This is a genomic window from Marinobacter alexandrii (genome assembly GCA_039984955.1).
Lineage (GTDB): Bacteria > Bacteroidota > Bacteroidia > Cytophagales > Cyclobacteriaceae > Ekhidna.
Genome location: JBDWTN010000007.1, coordinates 1,299,009 through 1,315,464 on the forward strand (window position 1 = coordinate 1,299,009; position 16,456 = coordinate 1,315,464).

A 16,456-nucleotide genomic window follows, 5' to 3' on the forward strand; every position below is an offset into this window, starting at 1 on the left:
CTTAAAGTTTTACTTTAAGTATTGCCATCTAGTAAGCATTAAGCAGAATACTTATATACAAATGAGTGAAATCAATAACCAAAATCGCTTCCTTCACTTTCTAAGTTTGTATCATACCAAATAATAGCGGTTTGTCACTTAATGCATTTGTTTTAATACTCTCCCTACCATTCAGTTTATTTAGTGAACAAGGCGATAAGGGAAATGACTCTTCTGAAATTAGAATTCAGAAAGGGCATTCGCTGATGGAAACGGTATTTGATCGGTTTCATATCAATTATGAAATGAGCAGAATCCACAAAGTTGGATATTATAGAGAATCAATGTCAGATTCACAATCCTTGTACTATCTAGCAGATGGTATTGTTGATATCTACATCCCATCTAATTTGAATCAAATAGAGAATGCTTACATTAAGCCAATCAAGACAAGAAAAAAGGCATTCAAAGAGCTAGCTGATGAATATATACTCTTAGGTAACGCCAGTGATATGGCTAGATCTTCGATTTGGAGACCAAATTCTTTTTTGAGTGATAAGAACAGAGAGCACTACACATTTAAATATGAAGGAGATTCTATCTTAAATAATTACGATATATCCATTATTAGTTTTGAGCCAATAAAAACTAAAGGAGAAGCTTCAGGGAAAATTTATGTTGACCAGCATAGCAAAGCTATTATCAAAATAGCCTATTTACCAGACGCCTCACATTCCAAATTATGGAGTTCTGTTTCCTGGTCAGAAGAATTTCAATTTCGAGATGGCGCTTTTGAACTTTCCAGCGTTCGATTCCATGGAGTGAGTTCTGAGAATAGCTATCAATATGATGCTACTCTTGTCATGGATCAATTAGAGGTACTTATCAGGATTCCTGAAAATGAAGAGTACATAAAAGAGAATAGCCCTCTGCTAGATGAAGTGGTGATCGAAAGCTCATCTGACTTCTGGGATGGTTACGAATTCTTGAAACGTAACCTACAATCAGAGGCCGAACAAGCTATTTTAAGTCAACTTAATTAAAAATCTCCAGTCAGGCTAATTGCCTATTTACGAAAAATTTAACGCTCTTTCCCTATCTGTCTTTTTTCCTATGTAACCTTTTTCTTGATAGTCAGTATTAAGATTACAATTGTAACTTATATATTTAGGTAACAATTGTAATTTTAAATAGATATGGGAAAAGAAACCATCGGAGAATTTGAAGAAGTAGTGATGCTCACTGTCGCTGTGCTTTACAAAGAAGCATACGGTATTACTATCAAAGAAGAAATGGAAAAACACTTGAAACGAGGTGTTAACCTAGGCGCGATGCGCATCGCCCTCAAAAGATTGGAAAGTAAGGGATTTCTGAAATCTGAATTTGGAGAAGTCACGGCTGTTCGTGGAGGAAAACGAAAGCGATACTACGAAGTAACTCCACAAGGAAAAAAGGTACTTGAACAAGTAATGGAAACTAGAAAACAGCTTTGGAAATCGATCCCCTCCGTTGCTTTTGATTTCAAATTTGGATGAATAAAATCGTCCATATAAAACCTCCACAAAAGTTGCTAAGATTCTTTCGCTGGTTTTGCGATCCTGATCTTGTAGAAGACTTAGAGGGAGATCTCATAGAGCTTTTTGAGGAGAGGGCAGGAAGTAGTATATCAAGGGCTAAAACACTTTTTATAAGAGATATACTATTCATGTTCAGACCCGGTATCATTAAAAATTTTGAAGGACACAAAAACTTAAATAATTACGGCATGTTAAAAAATTACCTAAAATCTGCATGGAGAAACCTTATGAAATACAAGGGTTTTTCCACTATCAACATTCTGAGTCTATCTATCGGCATGGCTGCATGTATGGTCATCTTTCTCTTTATCAAAGATGAGCGTTCCTTTGATGCGTTCCATGAAAAGAAGGACACAATCTATAGGCTTTGCGAAGTACAAAGCTTTCCTGGAACTAACACACAAAACGTAGCTCTCAGCATGCCAGGGATGGGGCCAACGATGACGGCCGAGTTTCCTGAAATTGAGAATTTTACCCGCTTTAGAAGCTTTGGTGAGCAATTAATTGAAGTCGGTGATCAAAGAATAATGATTGAAAATATTTCCAGCGCGGATAGTAGTTTTCTGAGCATATTCGATTTTCCCTTTATTTCTGGAGATCGGAATACTGCTCTGAATAACCCATACGATGCGATTATTTCGAAAGAAACTGCTCTGAAGCTATTCAACCAGATGGACGTTTTAGGAGAAACTTTTACAATCAATGGTGATCAATGTAAAATTACAGGAGTGATCGAAAATGTACCTGAAAACTCTCATTTGCAATTCAACATCCTTTTATCTATCAGAATATCCACTCAAGATAATCCTGGGTTTGATAATCAATTTGGAAGCAATTTCTTAAATACTTACTTCGTCCTAAACGAAAACGCTGACTTAGATGCAATGTCAAAGCGCTATCCAGATTATTTATCAAGTCACATTCAGAGGGATGATGATATCAATGAATTCTACAAGCTCTTTCTACAACCATTACCAGATGTTCACCTGGCCTCAACTGATATTGAGCACGACTACAATAATCACCGAAAATTCAATGGTACTTACATTGATATATTTATCCTCATTGGTATTTTCATCTTAATTATAGCCTCGCTTAATTTCATGAATTTGACCACTGCAAGGGCGAGTAATCGAGCAAAAGAAGTGGGTGTAAGAAAAGCCATAGGAGCAGTTAAAGGTCAGCTTTTCAACCAATTTATTGTTGAATCAATATTACTAGCAACTCTGGCACTCGTATTTGCTATTTTTTTAGCATTCATCTCCTTGCCTCTTCTTAATAATCTGATCGATAGACAATTTGGGATTGTTACACTTTTTTCCAATTTAGAGATTGTCATGGTTATTATTGGAGCTACACTTTTACTTGGTGTTCTGGCCGGACTATATCCTTCTCTATACCTTTCTTCTTTCAGGCCGGTAATTGTCTTGAAGGGATTCAAGTCCTATGAGAAAAAGTCCTACTTCAGAAGCTCGCTTATTGTCATCCAATTCAGTTTAGCTCTTGGTATGATTGTGAGCACACTAGTGGTCTTGCAACAACTCAATTTTATGAAAAACAAAGACATTGGATTTGGAAAAGATCATATTCTACTCGTGCAAATGAGAGGTGAAGCAGGAGAAAAGTATGAGCAGATGAAGCAAGCATTGCTGGGAGAATCCAACATTCTTGGGGTAACTGCTTCAGGCCAAAGACTAGGTAGTAATTTCCACCAATGGGGATTCAAGGTTAGAAAAGATACAGGCATTGTTAGTTTGACTCCTTCCAATGTATTTGTAGATCATGACTATTTGGATGTCTACGATATAAAGCTCCTATCAGGTAGAACTTTCTCAAAGGATTTTGAGACAGATGATGGCAATGCGTATATTATAAATAAAGCATTCGCTGATGAGTTAGGCTTTGAAAATCCCGTTGGCAAACGGGCAGCTCACGCCTGGTATCCAGATGATTCATTGGGCACGATCATAGGAGTAACAGAAAATTTTAATTTCAACTCGCTACATTATAAGGTAAATACTTTATCAATGGTCGTTCACACTGACTGGGGGTATAGTGAGATGTCTATTAAAATAAATGGGGAAAATATTACTCAATCTATTCAAGATGTAGAAAGAATTTACAATCAGTTTGTTACTGACTACCCAATAAGGTATGAGTTTCTGGATGACCATATGCAGCAACTCTACGAGTCTGATCAACAGATGGGATCTGTCATTACAATTATTGCTGTCCTCTCCATTTTTATTGGCTGTATGGGACTTTTTGGATTGGCTTCTATCTCTATTCAAAGAAGGATAAAGGAAGTAGGCATTCGAAAGGTAATGGGAGCTTCAACTATGGAGTTGCTTACCATTTTGTCAAAAAATTTCGCATTGATGATTTTGATAGCTTTTGTTTTAGCAACACCTCTCACTTTCTTATTTCTCTCAGGGTGGTTAGATAATTTCGCCTATCGTATAGAAATAAATCCACTCATTTTCTTCGTAGGAGGTTTGCTTGCATTAGTAATTGCTTTAGCAACGATCAGTTTCCATGTAGTAAGAGCAGCAAATGCAAATCCAATTAAATCATTGAAGTATGAATAGCTAAGAATTTAATCTAAGGTTAGATCCTTACAAAACCGATATTATCATTTGATAAATTTTATCGAAAAAATCAATGCTTAAATGCATTTCAGAGCTATATTTGAAGTGAAATAAATGATCACCTCTTATGTTTCACTCAGCCTTTACACTCGCATTGGCATTGATTTCTTTTTTCTCTGTTCCTGATCCATATTCGGTGAAAGGGATCATCCGCGATAAAGAAAGTAATGAGCCAATTCCTTTTGCACATGTAGTAATCGATGATGTTATCAACATCTCTAACATTGATGGAGAGTTTATTATTTCAATAGCTGATTTGGAATCTGAAGACGCGCAGATTGAAATTTCTTACATGGGCTATGATTCCTATTCTAAATCCGTGCAAGACATAGAAGGATATCATACTATTTTTCTTCAGCCATCAATCACCACATTGGATGAAGTTGTAGTTAGAACAGGGCCATTCATAATGGAAAAAGTATTTAATCGATTTCATATCAATTATTCTATGGAACGCCAGCATATGGTTGGTTTTTATAAGGAATCTATGTCTAACTGGAAAGAATTCTATTATGTGGCTGAAGGGATCATGGATATTTACTCCCCCAGCAATATTGATAAATTACAATACCCGCTAGTGAGGCCTTTGAGGACAAGGAAAAAAGTATTCAAAGAGCTAGATATTATCAACGATGTTCTTGGTGGAAATGCGAGTGATATGGCGCACTCCTCAATATGGCGAACAGATTCCTTTCTAAGTACAAAAAACAGAAAAGACTATGACTACTTCTACTCAGGAGCAACTTCAATTGGTTCCAAAGAAGTGATTATTGTCGAATTTGAACCTAGAAAAAACAGTAAAGGAAATACAAAAGGAAAACTCTATATTGATGAAGAAAGCCTTGCCATTATTAAGATCGAATATTTCCCAGTAATTGATGATTGGTCACATTGGGAATCCGTATCGTGGGTAGAAGAATATGAGAAGAAAAATGGACTATATGAAATGATTAGTGTCTCATTTACTGGCACCAGCACCAATCATGAATTTGATTATAATGCGCTTCTGGTCATCAATGAGTCCAAAGCAATTGATGAATTTCCTGAGGATATCTACCTTCTAACTCAACATGATTCATTCTTTGAAGAGGCACAGGATAATTTCTCAGATACTTTTTGGGAAGGCTTCAATTTCATGAAATTAGGCACTAAAGCTTCTGCCAATTTAGAAGACACAAATCGTAATTAAATAAGAATCCTCTTTTCTTACATCATTAAGAGAATACCTTTAATTTTCTCTTATGAATCGTATTGATCGGCTCAATGCCTTGCTAATTCACCTGCAAAGCAAGCCACGTGTCATCTTATCAGAACTCGAGGATCGTTTTAATATCGGAAGACGAACTGTATTTAGAGATATAAGATCTCTGATTGATGCAGGCGTGCCTATTGGCGGAGATGCAGGAGAAGGTTACTTCATTGTCGAAGGTTATCATCTACCACCGGTGGTCTTTAATAAAGAAGAAGCAAGTGCCATTCTTATAGGAGCCAAATTCGTAGAAAGAAGTGCCGACAGTCACACAATCAGCGAGTATGAAAAAGCAATGTATAAAATCAAGGCTGTCTTGAAATACTCCGATAAAGAGTTTTTGGACAATCTTGACGATAGGATAGCCATAAGACCAAGTCCGGCTCCACAAAAATCCGCTGATTCACACATAGCCGAAATTCAACAAGCTATCGCCACAAATAGATTGATTTCGATGACTTACTATTCTCAGTATAACGACTCTACCACTTCCAGAGAAGTAGAACCACTTGGTATGGTTTTCTACTCCGGTCGCTGGCATCTAATTGCTTATTGTCGTTTACGAAATGACCTAAGGGATTTTAGAACCGATAGAATACAAAAAGTTAAGATACTTGCAGAAGTGATAGATCCCTCTCGGCATCCCAATTACCTTGATTTCCTAAACGAAGCATTATTAGGAACTGATGCTAAAGAAGCTACCATCATTTGTTCTGCAATGGTTGGAAGATTCATGGGAGAACAAAAGTATTACCAAGGCTTTGTAGAAGAAAAAAAAATAGAAGACGGACGATATGAAATGAAATTCACTCCACCCTACTATGATTACTTCGCACGATGGCTTATGATGTATGGCAAAGAAATAGAAATAGTGTCACCATCAGAACTTCAAGGGATTGCCGCCACTCTGGCAAAAGAACTTCTGGATCATCACAGCGTTCCTTTTTTTGCTGATAAATAATCACTGAATAAATTTTTGAATTCAATTTTTTTGGGTGACATAAGGCTGTCACTCTGGGTCATTTCTTTGCTTCCATAATCATAAAACTCACTATTATGGAAGCAACAATTGAAAAACTAGACTTGCAAAAATCAGATCCAAATTATTACAAAGCTGGAAAAAAACCAGACTTAAGAGATCTGGATTCTTACTACTATCTCACACTTTCGGGCCGCTGTGACCCAAAATCGGATACCTTCCTAGAAGCTATTGACAAGTTGTACGCAGTAGCCTACAGCATAAAATTTATTTGTAAATCAGAAGACATGGACTTTGTAGTCCCAAAAATGGAAGGGTTTTGGTGGATTGATGGAGGATTAAAAGCACAACATAAGTTTGCACAAACACCTGCCAATGAATGGAATTGGAAAATAATCATACGAATGCCGGACTTTGTTGAAGGTGATCACTATTATCGGGCAGTTCAGAAGGTAAAGGCTAAGAATCCTGATTTACTTGATAATGACGAAGTGAAGTATGAACTTATCAATGAAGGTAGGTGCGTTCAAGGATTACACATTGGAAGCTTTTATGAAGAAGAACTAACTATTGCTAAAATCATGCAATACATTGAAGAGAACGGATTAGAGGTGGCTGGTTATCATCATGAGATTTATCTTAGCGATCCAAGGCGCACATCAGAAGAAAAACTTAAAACAATTTTAAGATACGCTGTGCAATGAAAACTAATTTTTTAGGGTTAAAAACCACAATATACCATGTGCCAAATTTGAGTGAAGCAAAAGAATGGTATACCAAAGTATTTAGTACAGATCCTTACTTTGAAAACGATTTTTATATCGGATTTAATGTTATGGGATATGAACTTGGTTTATATCTTGACAAGACTTCCTCTGACAAGAAGTCAGACAATATAGAATCACTATGGGGAGTCAGTAATGTAGAAAAAGAGCATAAACGAATGATTGAGCTTGGAGCTACAGAACATAGCGCTCCTCAAAATGTTGGAGGTGATATAATCGTTTCCAATCTTAAGGATCCGTGGGGTAATGTGATTGGACTTATATGTAATCCGCATTTTAAGTTACCTTGAAAACAATCGGCAGCTTCATATTAGGACTCGACGGCCAGCAAAAAGCCGTCGTTTCTTTCCTACATAATCATTTAACTAATCACCATGATTTAAATGGAAAGATTAGCTATAATATTCCAGTATATTATAGGAAGACATGGATATGCTATCTTAATCCAATCAAAAAAAATGGAATTGAATTAGCATTCGTTAAAGGTCATAGACTTTCTAATGAACAAAATTTGTTGAAAAGAAAGAATCGTAAATACGCAGCGGGAATTGATATCTATGAGATCAATGATATTCCTGAAAAAGCAATAAACGAAATTATCAATGAAGCATTAATTCTTGATCAGCTTCATTCAAAATAACCTCATATTAAGTATTTTAACTACCCAAATGATACGTGTATATACCTAAATTTTCAATCAATACTCTCTTAGCATTGTACCTGCTAATATTAATTGAAATCAACTAGTATATTTCAAGATTAAATTTTGTATCACTAAGTTGAAAATCGCCCCTAATTCTAAAAGATCGAATATTCTCTCGCTGCTAGATGATGCCTATCAATCGCGAATAAATAATCTAAAAAATAGTATCGCACTTGCCGAAAAGGCTTTTGAAATAAGTAAAGAAATAAGTGACAAGGAGTGTATAGCAAAATGCTTATCGCAACTCTCCCTTTTTCATATGATTATTGGTGACTTTGACCTCTCCATGAATATGGCAAAAGAAGCCATTGAAAATTTCGAGGAGTTAAAAGATGAGAAAGGAATTGCAGATGCGAAGTACACCATTGCAGGAGCTCTATACAAGACAAATGATTTTCACAAAGGCCTGACTTACTTAATCGATTGCCTGGCTACTTATAAGAAACTCAAGGATTATCACAATCAAGCTAGAGTACAAAAATCTATGGGTACTATCTACGAATACTTCGGAGATGTAAAAAGTGCCATGCAAAATTATGAGGAAGCTATTGACTCGGGAGAAAAAGCAGGTGACTTGAATCTTAAATCCAATGCCTATAATCCGCTATCAGGCATTTATCTCAATCAGGGTAACATTGCGAAGGCAATGGAAGTCATTGAAGAATCAATAAAACTGAAGAAAGAAACGGGAGATACTCGTGGGTTAGCTTTTGCACTCTACGGTAGAGGAAAAATATATACAAAGACAAAGCAATTTGCTGAAGCGGAAAATGATTTTCATAACTCGATAAAAATCCATGAAGACATGGGAGAAAAGCTTGGTTGGGCGATGAGTCATCACAAGCTAGGTGCACTTTATATTCAAATGGACAGGTTGGGCAATGCAAAAGAAACGTTAATAAAAGCGCTAGAGTACAGCAATAAGAATAAGATAATACTAATCAAATTCAAGGCTAATTTCCTTCTTCACAAAATAGCAAAAAAAGAAAATGATTTCGAGTTAGCACTGAAGTACTTGACGCAATATGTTGAAGAAAAAGAAAGTGTAATCAATGACAGAACTGCAAAGGTCATTGAAGGATATGATGTAATCTCAAAAATGCAAGCGCTTGAATTGGACGCGAAAGCTCAAAAAGAAAAAGCCGAAATAATAGAAAAGAAGAAAATCGAGTTAGACTCCTTTTTCTATCGCATATCTCATGACTTAAAGGGCCCTATTACATCCATGATGAGCCTTAATTACATTGCGAAAATTGAGATCAAAGATGAAGCTGCATTGAAATTTTTCAACGAATTTGAGAATCAAGCTAATCGACTCAATAATATCTTGGATGGTTTGTTAAACCTGACCAAGATGTCTTTTAACACAGAAGCGACTCAAGAAATCGACTTTAAGAAGATTATTGAAGACTGTATTGCATCATATAAATTCCTCAGTCACTATGAATTGGTTGAATTCAAGATTGATGTTGACCAGAAAATTAGATACAAAGTAGAATGGGCGCTGGTAAATACTATTATTCAAAATCTAATTGAAAACGGAATTAAGTATGCCAGAACTGAAAATAACAAGCCTTACATCTTTATTTCTGTAAAACAAACCTCAAGCTCCATCGAAATCAAAGCTGAGGATAATGGAATAGGTATGGATGAAAAAACAGTTGAGAACATCTTTGTAATGTTCTTTAGAGCTAATCGTAAAATAGAAGGCACAGGATTGGGACTTCATATTCTGAGAAGGGCAATTGAAAGACTGGATGGGGATGTTAGAGTAGAAAGTGAATTTGGGAAAGGTTCTACTTTCAGCATAACCCTTCCCAAATAATTCTTACATATGTATTGGTCTATTGTCCGTGGCAGCTAATGCAGCCTCTTTAAAGGCTTCCATGTAGGTCGGATGAGCATGAGACATACGCGCAATATCTTCAGCAGAAGCTCTGTATTCCATAGCGGTAACTCCTGCTGCAATCATATCCGCAGCACGCGCGCCAATGATATGAACACCCAGCACCTCATCAGTCTCTTTATCAGCAAGGATTTTTACCAGTCCTTCTGTATCCATACTCGCTCTTGCTCGTCCAAGTGCTTTATATGGAAATTTACCAGTTTTATATTGTCTACCTTGTTCCTTCAATTGCTCTTCAGTATACCCAACTGAAGCAACTTCAGGCCATGTATATACTACTCCTGGAATAAGGTTGTAATTAATATGTGGTTTCTGCCCTGCAATTGATTCCGCTACAAAAACACCTTCTTCCTCAGCCTTATGAGCTAGCATAGCTCCTTTCACTACATCACCTATTGCATAAATATTATCAACACTTGTCCGCAGATGATCGTCAACCTCCACTCTTCCTCTATCGTCCATCTTCACACCCGCTTTATCCAATCCCAGACTATCTGTGTACGGTCTTCTGCCTATAGAAACCAAGCAATAATCACCTTTAAGTTCAATTGTTTCTCCTTTTTTACTTTCAGCTTTAACAGTGACGTTTTTGCCCTTTTTCTCAACCCCTATTACTTTATGTCCTAGGTAAAACTCAAAACCCAGTCCTTTGAGAGACTTCTGTAATTCTTTACCCATAGTAGAGTCCATACTTGGAATTATACTATCCAGGAATTCAACAACAGAGACTTTCGCTCCAAGTCTTCCATATACTGATCCGAGCTCCATTCCAATCACACCTCCACCAATAATAATCATATGTTTTGGCACTTCTTTTAGCTCTAATGCCTCAGTACTTGTAATCACTCGATCTTTATCAAGCTTGATGAAAGGCAAGCTTGATGGCTTAGATCCGGTAGCAATAATTATTTTATCTGCAGTAATCTTTTTCTTGTCTTTACCATCAATCTGAATGGTGTTTTTATCCACAAAACTTCCCATCCCTTGAAATACATCTATCTTATTCTTCTTCATAAGATAATCTACACCTTCCACATTCTGCTTCACCACATCAGCCTTGCGGTCAATCATTTGCTTCAGATTCACCTTCGGTTTATTAATATCAATACCGTGCGTTTTGAATGTATGCTCCGCCGCATGAAAGTGCTCTGAGGAATCTAAAAGTGCTTTAGACGGAATGCAACCAACATTCAGACACGTTCCTCCAAGTGTATCATATTTTTCAATGATGGCGGTTTTCATGCCCAATTGAGCGCACCGAATGGCTGCTACATACCCACCAGGTCCAGAGCCTATTACTATTACTTGATAATCCATATTTCTTAAGATTTTAGATTAGGAGATTTTGAAATTTAGATTTAAACGCCTAATAATAACCTGGTAGGATCCTCAAGGAGTTGCTTAACTCTCACAAGGAAACTTACAGATTCTCTTCCGTCGATGATTCGGTGATCATAGGAAAGCGCAACATACATCATAGGTCTCACTACAACTTCTCCATTCTCGACCACCGCTCTTTCTACAATATTATGCATACCAAGAATCGCTGATTGAGGTGCGTTGATAATAGGCGTTGACATCATTGAGCCAAATACTCCTCCATTCGTTATAGTGAAGGTTCCTCCCTCCATTTCTTCAATACTCAACTTGTTGTCTCTAGCCTTAGTGGCAAGTCGAACTACTTCTTTTTCTATCTGAACAAAGTTCATTGACTCAGCATTTCTAATGACTGGAACCACAAGTCCTTTAGGAGCAGAGACTGCAATAGAGATGTCACAGTACTCACTAAAAACCATTTCATTTCCATCAATCTGGCCATTGACCGCTGGCCATTCTTGAAGAGCCACGCATACTGCTTTTGTAAAGAAAGACATGAACCCTAGTCCTACTTCGTTCTTCTCTTTAAATTCCTCTTTGAACTTCTTGCGAAGGTCCATGATTGGCTTCATATTCACCTCATTGAATGTGGTAAGCATGGCCGTATCATTCTTTACAGAGACCAACCTTCGAGCTACCGTCTTTCTAAGTGAAGACATTTTTTCCTTGCGCTGCTCCCTGCTTACTCCACCACCGAACGTTGGAGCTTCAAATTGTGGTTTGGATGGTTTATCATCGGAAGCTTTGGAAGAAGGGCCTTCTTGCCTCGCTTTCTCAGCATTCATGGCATCCTCCTTCGTTATCCGTCCATCTTTTCCTGTTCCTTTTATATCAGAAGCAGCAATTCCTTTTTCATCTAGTATTTTTGCTGCTGCTGGAGATGCATGACCGGTAGCATATGTTTGATTCTCAGAGTTGGAGCTGGAAGAAGAACCAGATGCCGACGATGTATCTGTAGATGTATCCGAAGAAGGCAACCCTCCTTTCATTACTTCAATCTTGCAGATTAGGGCTCCAATTTCGAGCGTATCTCCTTCTTGAGCAACGATTTGTAATTTGCCCTGTGCTTCAGCGGTCAGGTCAAACGTAGCTTTATCTGATTCTATCTCTGCAATTACCTCATCTAGTTCTACAAAATCACCATCTGATTTTGCCCAGTTAGAAATAGTTACTTCTGTTATTGATTCGCCAACAGCTGGAACTTTCATTTCCAAAATTTCTCCCGTAGTGGTAGCTTCATCAGAGGAACTCGCAGATTCAGAATTACTTGATGGACTGTCTGTTGGTTTGCTGTTGGCATCAGGCTCAATTGCGCAAAGAACAGCCCCTATTTCTAGCGTGTCCCCTTCTTGAGCTTTGATACTTAATTTACCAGCAGCCTCGGCCGTTACTTCAAATGTGGCTTTATCTGATTCCAATTCACAAATGACTTCATCCATCTCAACAATGTCTCCGTCATTTTTAGTCCAGGATGCTACGGTTACTTCAGTGATTGATTCACCTACCGCAGGTACTTTCATTTCAAGACTCATTTTCTTCTTGTTTAATATTGTTGTATTTCTTCTAGACCTTAAATGCCTAACTAAATTTCAAATGCTTGCTTTACCAGATCCGCTTGTTCTTGTTTATGCACTTTAGCAAATCCAGTAGCCGGTGATGCACTAACTTTTCTTCCAATAACCTCAAAATTCATCTCTATCCTTGTTTTAATAAAACTCCATGCACCCATGTTCTTTGACTCTTCTTGTACCCAAACTAATTTCGGATTATTGTACTTCTTTAGAATGGCATCAATTTGTTTTTGTGGCCAAGGATAGATTTGCTCTACTCGCACAATGGCAACATGCTTAATCTTCTTTTTCTTTTGCTCATCCAGCAAGTCGAAATAGATTTTCCCAGAGCAGAAGAGCACTTTCTTCACATCCTTATTTGTGACATAAGAATCTCCAATTACTTCCTGAAACTTACCTGAAGTAAAATCCTTCAATGGAGAAGCCACTCCTGGATGTCTCAACAAAGATTTAGGAGAAAACACAACAGCAGGTTTTCGAAACTCCCAGGAAACTTGTCTTCTCATCAAATGAAAAATATTAGCTGAAGTGGTCAGATTAGCAATCACAATGTTCTCATTCGCACACATTTGAAGGAATCTCTCCATTCTTGCACTCGAATGTTCCGGGCCTTGACCTTCATATCCATGAGGCAACAGCATAACCAGTCCATTCATTCTCTGCCACTTACTTTCTGCACTCGCAATGAATTGATCAATCATTATTTGAGCTCCATTGGCAAAATCTCCAAACTGAGCCTCCCAAATGACCAGAGCATTTGGTGTGGCCATAGCATAACCATACTCATAACCCAGTACCCCGTATTCTGAAAGCAGGGAATTATAAATTCTTAATGGTTCCTGATCATCCTGAATATGATTCAGACCACAGTATGGTTCATTAGTACTTGAATCAAAGAAGTAAGCATGTCTATGAGAAAACGTTCCTCTTTTCACATCCTGCCCAGACATGCGGACCATTTTACCTTCTGCCAAAAGTGAACCATAAGCAAGTAATTCTGCATCTGCCCATCCAAGTTCTTTCTTTTCAAAGAAGTTAGTTTTTCGGTCTTTCAGTAGTTTTTCAATCTGACGAAGAGGTTTAAATCCTTTTGGCACCTCAGAAATAGCCTTGGCTACCTTCTCAACTACATCTTGACTAATACTCGTGTTTGGGGACTTATCGAAATCCTTAGCTTCAGATCTTCTTAAGTGATCCCACTCCTCCTCGATTTTTTGAGGTTTATATGGAAGAGGGTTTTCCTTAATATCGTTGAGCCTGTCTTGAAGCTTATTCTTGAATTCCTTCTCCAATTTTTTTACCTCAGAATCACTTAAATCTCCTCGCTCAGTAAGCTTCTTTACATAGACTTCTCTCGGATTCGGGTGCTTACCAATTGCATTATACAATTTTGGCTGAGTGAATTTGGGCTCATCGCTCTCATTGTGGCCATGCCTTCTGTAGCAAAGCATATCAATAAAGATATCTTTGTTGAATTTCTGACGATATTCTACTGCAAGGTTAGCGCAGAATTGAACAGCTTCTGCATCATCTCCATTAACATGGAGAATCGGGGCATCCACTATTTTGGCTAAGTCAGTACAATAAATACTAGATCTAGCATCTTCAAAATCCGTAGTAAATCCTACCTGATTGTTGATCACAAAATGAATTGTTCCTCCTGTTTTGTATCCTTCCAGCAAAGACATTTGTATACATTCATAAACAATACCTTGTCCTGCAACAGCAGCATCTCCATGAATAATTATTGGAATTGCCTTACCCATATCCCCTCTGTATTCATCATCGATCTGCGCTCGACTATACCCAAGTACAACAGGTCCAACGGCTTCTAAATGGGATGGATTAGGTGCTAGTTTGACGTACACTTTTTTTCCGGTAGCTGTTTCAAGATGTGAAGCATAGCCCAAGTGATATTTCACATCACCATCTCCCATGGTCAAATCAACTTCTTGATTTCCTTCAAACTCGCTGAATATCTCTTCATAAGTTTTCCCCATGATGTTGGCCAATACATTCAACCTTCCTCTATGAGCCATTCCTATTACAATCTCCTCTGTCCCCAGCTCTGCCCCTTTACTGATGATTTTATCCAAAGCCGGAATCATATTCTCCCCTCCTTCGAGGGAAAACCTTTTCTGGCCCAAAAATTTTGTGTGCAGAAAATTTTCAAAACCGCTTGCTTCATTAAGCTTTGAAAGAATTTGTTGTTTCTCCTCTTTGGAAGGACTTACATCTACTCCTTCAGATTCAATCTTGTTCTTTAACCATTCGCTAATATTAGAATCTCTAATATGGTTGTATTCAAATCCTATATGATCAGCATAAACCTTCTTCAGTTTATCAAGAATTTTTCTGAGGGACGCTTTACCCAATCCAACTTCACTCCCAACCTCAAATTCTGTATCCAGATCTTTTTCAGACAAGTCAAAATCTGATAACTCTAATTTGGCTGTATGTGGACGTCTATCTCTAACTGGGTTAGTTTTTGCAACTAAATGAGCCCAGGAGCGGTAGTTGTAGATAAGGTTTCTAACAGCAGTTTCTTTGGGAGTAGCTAAACCAGGCTCTATTCCCTCTTCACCATACTTTTCCTGAGCAAATTCAAAACCTTCGAAAAACTTCTTCCAAGACTCATCTATACTTTCAGGATTATTTTTGTAAGCTGAAAATAGCTCATCTAAATAGTTGCCGTGAGCATTGGCAATGTAGGAATACTTATCCATGTTCATATTGTTGGTAAAACAAATTTAGAGCTAATAATGATTCTTTAAAAATTGTAAAATCGGGTAAGCAAATATTTTATTTTAACAACACTCATGACTCTCTTTCTACCTATCTAGTTCGATTCATATTTTTTTCACTAAAAACCATTACATTTGCGCTCCATTTTTAAAACTTTTGATGGACGAGTTCCATAAACAAAAAGAATTATGCCAGTAAAAATTAGACTAGCGCGTCGAGGACGCAAAAAACAAGCCATGTACGATGTAGTAGTGGCAGACAGTAGAGCACCACGAGATGGCCGCTTTATTGAAAAGATTGGTACTTACAATCCAAATACCGACCCAGCATCCATAAGCATGGATGATTCAAAAGCATTTGATTGGGTAATGAAAGGAGCACAGCCAACAGATACTGTTAGAGCTATGCTTTCTTACCGTGGTATTATGATTAAGAAACACCTACAAGTTGGTGTAAATAAAGGAGCAATCACTCAAGAAGAAGCCGATAAGAAGCTTGATGCCTGGATGTCAGATAAAGAATCTAAAATCCAAGGAAAAGTAGATCAGCTAAGTAAGGCGAAGGCTGATAAGAAAAAAGCTGCTTTAGATGCTGAAACCAAAGTGAAAGAAGCAAGAGCTGATGCACTTAAGAAAAGAGCGCAAGAAGCTGAAGCTGCTCTGGTTGAGGAAATCAAAGAAGGCGGTTCTGAAGGAAGTGAAGATGTAGAAGAAGATGTTGCTGAAGTCGAAGAAGCTCAAGCTGCAGAAGCGCAGAAAGAAGCTCCTGTGAAAGCAGAAACACCTACGGAAGAAGTGAAAGAGGAACCTAAGGCCGAAGCACCAGCGGAGGTTAAGGAAGAAGCACCAGCAGCAGAGGTGAAAGAAGAGCCGAAAGCTGAAGCTAAGGAAGAAGCTCCTGCTGAGGAAGCTAAAGAAGACAAGAAAGAAGGGTAATC

The 16,456-nt window shown here is 37.7% G+C and carries 13 protein-coding genes; 10 read left to right on the top strand and 3 right to left on the bottom strand.

Annotation, left to right across the window (positions count from 1 at the left end; genetic code table 11):
- Positions 1-131 precede the first annotated feature (131 nt).
- The 9 genes from ABJQ32_12000 (at position 132) to ABJQ32_12040 (ending at position 9,745) form a co-directional block, all read left to right on the top strand.
- Positions 132-1,022, top strand: coding sequence for a hypothetical protein (locus ABJQ32_12000; GenBank protein MEP5290364.1), 891 nt, complete (start codon positions 132-134; stop codon positions 1,020-1,022).
- 153 nt (positions 1,023-1,175) lie between these two features.
- The gene (locus ABJQ32_12005) at positions 1,176-1,514 is read left to right on the top strand and encodes a PadR family transcriptional regulator (protein ID MEP5290365.1); all 339 of its coding nucleotides are present in this window, start codon (positions 1,176-1,178) and stop codon (positions 1,512-1,514) included.
- Complete coding sequence (locus ABJQ32_12010) at positions 1,511-4,144, top strand: FtsX-like permease family protein (GenBank protein MEP5290366.1); 2,634 nt, start codon at positions 1,511-1,513, stop codon at positions 4,142-4,144. Before ABJQ32_12005 ends, ABJQ32_12010 begins: the two co-directional genes overlap by 4 nt.
- Before the next feature lie 127 nt (positions 4,145-4,271).
- Positions 4,272-5,393, top strand: a complete 1,122-nt coding sequence (locus ABJQ32_12015) for a carboxypeptidase-like regulatory domain-containing protein (GenBank protein MEP5290367.1) — start codon at positions 4,272-4,274, stop codon at positions 5,391-5,393.
- A 52-nt stretch (positions 5,394-5,445) separates the two neighbouring features.
- Positions 5,446-6,414: a YafY family protein gene (locus ABJQ32_12020; GenBank protein ID MEP5290368.1), complete on the top strand. Its 969-nt coding sequence runs from the start codon at positions 5,446-5,448 to the stop codon at positions 6,412-6,414.
- A gap of 95 nt (positions 6,415-6,509) precedes the next feature.
- A complete protein-coding gene (locus ABJQ32_12025) occupies positions 6,510-7,136 on the top strand; it encodes a GyrI-like domain-containing protein (GenBank protein MEP5290369.1) in 627 nt (208 codons plus the stop codon).
- A complete protein-coding gene (locus ABJQ32_12030; protein MEP5290370.1) occupies positions 7,133-7,507 on the top strand; it encodes a VOC family protein in 375 nt (124 codons plus the stop codon). The genes ABJQ32_12025 and ABJQ32_12030 overlap by 4 nt, the downstream gene beginning before the upstream one ends.
- Positions 7,504-7,857, top strand: a complete 354-nt coding sequence (locus ABJQ32_12035; protein MEP5290371.1) for a DUF1801 domain-containing protein — start codon at positions 7,504-7,506, stop codon at positions 7,855-7,857. The genes ABJQ32_12030 and ABJQ32_12035 overlap by 4 nt, the downstream gene beginning before the upstream one ends.
- Positions 7,858-7,996: 139 nt before the next feature.
- Entirely contained in the window at positions 7,997-9,745 is a 1,749-nt protein-coding gene (locus tag ABJQ32_12040) for a tetratricopeptide repeat protein (GenBank protein ID MEP5290372.1), read from the top strand.
- 3 nt (positions 9,746-9,748) lie between these two features.
- On the opposite strand, the gene lpdA is transcribed toward ABJQ32_12040, so the two are convergent.
- The 3 genes from lpdA to ABJQ32_12055 form a co-directional block, all read right to left on the bottom strand.
- Positions 9,749-11,143, bottom strand: coding sequence for a dihydrolipoyl dehydrogenase (gene lpdA, locus ABJQ32_12045; GenBank protein MEP5290373.1), 1,395 nt, complete (start codon positions 11,141-11,143; stop codon positions 9,749-9,751).
- 41 nt (positions 11,144-11,184) lie between these two features.
- Positions 11,185-12,723, bottom strand: coding sequence for a 2-oxoglutarate dehydrogenase complex dihydrolipoyllysine-residue succinyltransferase (odhB, locus tag ABJQ32_12050; protein ID MEP5290374.1), 1,539 nt, complete (start codon positions 12,721-12,723; stop codon positions 11,185-11,187).
- 62 nt (positions 12,724-12,785) lie between these two features.
- Complete coding sequence (locus ABJQ32_12055) at positions 12,786-15,500, bottom strand: 2-oxoglutarate dehydrogenase E1 component (GenBank protein ID MEP5290375.1); 2,715 nt, start codon at positions 15,498-15,500, stop codon at positions 12,786-12,788.
- 207 nt (positions 15,501-15,707) lie between these two features.
- Between ABJQ32_12055 and ABJQ32_12060 the strand changes: the two genes are divergently transcribed.
- The gene (locus ABJQ32_12060; GenBank protein MEP5290376.1) at positions 15,708-16,454 is read left to right on the top strand and encodes a 30S ribosomal protein S16; all 747 of its coding nucleotides are present in this window, start codon (positions 15,708-15,710) and stop codon (positions 16,452-16,454) included.
- Positions 16,455-16,456: the final 2 nt, after the last annotated feature.

Coding starts and splice junctions, on each gene's coding strand:
- ABJQ32_12005 (MEP5290365.1), top strand. CDS start 1,176: ATGGGAAAAGAAACCATCGGAGAATTTGAAGAAGTAGTGATGCTCACT.
- ABJQ32_12010 (MEP5290366.1), top strand. CDS start 1,511: ATGAATAAAATCGTCCATATAAAACCTCCACAAAAGTTGCTAAGATTC.
- ABJQ32_12015 (MEP5290367.1), top strand. CDS start 4,272: ATGTTTCACTCAGCCTTTACACTCGCATTGGCATTGATTTCTTTTTTC.
- ABJQ32_12020 (MEP5290368.1), top strand. CDS start 5,446: ATGAATCGTATTGATCGGCTCAATGCCTTGCTAATTCACCTGCAAAGC.
- ABJQ32_12025 (MEP5290369.1), top strand. CDS start 6,510: ATGGAAGCAACAATTGAAAAACTAGACTTGCAAAAATCAGATCCAAAT.
- ABJQ32_12030 (MEP5290370.1), top strand. CDS start 7,133: ATGAAAACTAATTTTTTAGGGTTAAAAACCACAATATACCATGTGCCA.
- lpdA (MEP5290373.1), bottom strand. CDS start 11,143: ATGGATTATCAAGTAATAGTAATAGGCTCTGGACCTGGTGGGTATGTA.
- odhB (MEP5290374.1), bottom strand. CDS start 12,723: ATGAAAGTACCTGCGGTAGGTGAATCAATCACTGAAGTAACCGTAGCA.
- ABJQ32_12055 (MEP5290375.1), bottom strand. CDS start 15,500: ATGGATAAGTATTCCTACATTGCCAATGCTCACGGCAACTATTTAGAT.
- ABJQ32_12060 (MEP5290376.1), top strand. CDS start 15,708: ATGCCAGTAAAAATTAGACTAGCGCGTCGAGGACGCAAAAAACAAGCC.